This is a genomic window from Malikia spinosa (assembly GCF_002980625.1).
Classification (GTDB): Bacteria; Pseudomonadota; Gammaproteobacteria; order Burkholderiales; family Burkholderiaceae_C; genus Malikia; species Malikia spinosa.
In genome coordinates, this window is the sequence record NZ_PVLR01000062.1 from 1 (window position 1) to 2,586 (window position 2,586).

General features: G+C 59.4%; 2 protein-coding genes. One reads left to right on the plus strand and one right to left on the minus strand.

All coding sequences use genetic code 11. The annotated features are described in order from the left end of the window. Positions 1–488: 488 nt before the first annotated feature. Positions 489–1,997: a Fic family protein gene (locus tag C6P61_RS16505; protein WP_244908989.1), complete on the minus strand. Its 1,509-nt coding sequence runs from the start codon at positions 1,995–1,997 to the stop codon at positions 489–491. Between the two features lie 462 nt (positions 1,998–2,459). Between C6P61_RS16505 and C6P61_RS16510 the strand changes: the two genes are divergently transcribed. Beyond that, positions 2,460–2,586, plus strand: a 127-nt coding sequence (locus C6P61_RS16510; RefSeq protein WP_425319762.1) for a transposase, incomplete at its 3' end; no start/stop codon positions are given.

Sequence of the window (2,586 nt, forward strand, 5' to 3'; positions counted from 1 at the left end):
TAAAGTGCGGTCTTTCATCGACTTCATGGTCGATGAATTTGCCCGCAACGACTATGAGCAGAAATGGACCGGCTACATGGGCTTGCGCGGGGCCGAGAACCCTGCATGAGCTCGTGGGCTTGTTCGGTGTTCACCTGACTCAGGATAGTGACTGGGCATCCACTGTGCTAATCTGCCTGCTGGATGACTGGCCTTGCCCCTGTAAAACGTCTTCCTTGCTGAGTGGTTCAATACAAGGCAGGAGAGCTGGTTCCCTTGAAGGGACGCCCATTAGCTTTGCAATCAACGCGTCCAGCGATCCTTGACCAACTCACAAGTGGTAGCAATCGCTGCAGTGAGGTGTACGGTGGTCAGTGCCAGCGGTACGAAAATCTGTAACCACGCCAGGCCTGCCGCTGGCTTGGCCTCTTGGCCCGTCGGACTGCTGCAGAGATGTCGCCAAACAACAGTTTCCCGACATGTCCTTTCTGAAGGCCTCCCCTTGTGCGTCAGTCTTCGTCTTGCTCGCTCAGCGGCAGACCCTGCATGGCGTAGCTCACGGCCTTCTCGATGTCATCCAGTGCAGGCTCTGGCACGCGCTCGGCAAACCGCTTGCGCCGGTTGTTCGACAACTTGCCACCGTTCTGGAAGATGGTCACGATCAAGGTGGTCAGGTCGCTGCTGCGCAAATCGTGGCGATCGTTGATGTAGCGGGCGACCCGGTCGAACAGCCCCAGGAAATCCACCTCCTGCCGCAGATGCGTGTCCAGCGCTGCCTCCGCCATCTCCAGAGCGAATTCGGCGCAGCGGGTCAGGTCCATGTAGCGGAACCAGACATCGGCCCCGTCTGCCCACTCGTAGCTGTAATGCTCGTCACCGGCCCAGGTGACGCGGCACAGTTGCCGGGCGGGCTTGCTGAACGAAGTCAGCGCCTGCAGGTACTGAGCCTCGTGCTTCTTCATCGCCACCGAAACCGGCAACAGAAACTGCGGCGGCAGCCGACCTGATTGCCCCAGGCAGTGGTGCAGTAGAAAGCGCGACAGGCGCCCGTTGCCGTCCATGAAGGGGTGAATGAACACGAAGGCAAACGAGACCACGGCCGCATGCACCATTGGATCCAGCTGCTGGGAGCGATGGTTGGCGAGGTCCATGAGCTTGTCCATCAGCTCCACAGCCAGTTCCGGCCAGGGCGGCACATAGGTCACGCCGGCGGCACCCCGCATGTCCTTCTGCAGGCGGTTCTGCTCAGTGCGGAACTGCACCGCCTTGTCGTAGGGGTTGGCAATGGCCGCGTTCTGCAGCTCAATCAGCAGATCTTCCGTCAGGGGTTGCTGCTCATGCGCCCGCTTGAGCAGCGCGGCGAACATCAAGGCCTTGCCATGACTGGGCGTTTCGCCCTCGATGGCGAACGAGCCTTCAGTTTCGCTCAAATATGCCCAGGACAGGGCACGCTCCAGCATGGCGTCGTCAATCGCCTCGGCAAAGGCCTGCGTCTGGCCCAGGATGTCCTTTTTCATCAGGTGCTTCAGCTCGGGCGTCTTGCGCACGAGCGGGCAAAACGACAGATCGCCCAGACCATTGAACTCGACCCTCCAGCGGGGATCGCGCTGCGAAGTACCCACGATGTAATGATCCGGGTCAAACAAGGGCACATAGGCCGCCGCCACCGCCAGATCGCCCAGCCCTGGCAGGCGCTGCCGGTGCAGCCCTTCCCACAAGTGCCCCAGCTTACGTGCGTATACCCCGTTCGGCGCAGACCTTACCAACTCAACCAGCTGCTCCGGTGGAATCCGCCGCAGCGCCGCCACCAGCAGATCCAGCCTGACCCCCTCGTGCTTGATGGCAAACAGCGCATGGGGCAATAATTCTTCCGCTGGAGCCAGCTTGGGCGGGACCAGCAAGGCCCCTTCAGGCAGCCGCTCGATGCGGTTGACCGGCGCCACCCGCGCGTGCTGGGCACCCAGGAAATCCGGGGCTTGCACCGCGTTCTGGATCCAGGCGTAGCCCACGACGGTCATCTCAGTCGCACTCCGGTGCGCAGGAAAATCTTCAGCATGGAAGAATTATCTTCAGAAACTGGTGCCATGATGATATTTTCTTCAAAAGACACCAGTAGATGAGGCTTCTTCAGACGATGCGCTCAGAGCGACGGGGCGAATAGACCCGTCGCGCCTCCTCCTGCAGACACCGAAGTGCTTGAACCGACAGTACGGTGGAGCCAGCCAGATCTCAGCTGTAAGCTTGTTGCCACATCAACTTTGCGCGCAAAAATTTGCTTATCTGTAGTTTGTACCCCAGAAAAAGCAGGCGAAGCCGCATCCCCCCGCTCGCACAACAGAAGATGTAACCCGATTTCAACAGATGTTGTGTTCATCCCGGCTCCACCGGAGCACAGACGTTCAACCTACTCCGAATGGGCCTCGAATGCAAGTTGCTCTTAGAACGTGTTCAAAGTCTCCGAGTCATGAGATGCTCGGGGGGTGAGAAAAGGTTACCCAAGCGATATCAAGCGCGAGCAATTCGAGGTCATCAGGCCGTTGCTAGAGAGCGCGCGAAAGAAGACAGCTCCACGCAAAGTGGAGCTGTACGAGGTGTTCTGTGCGGTAC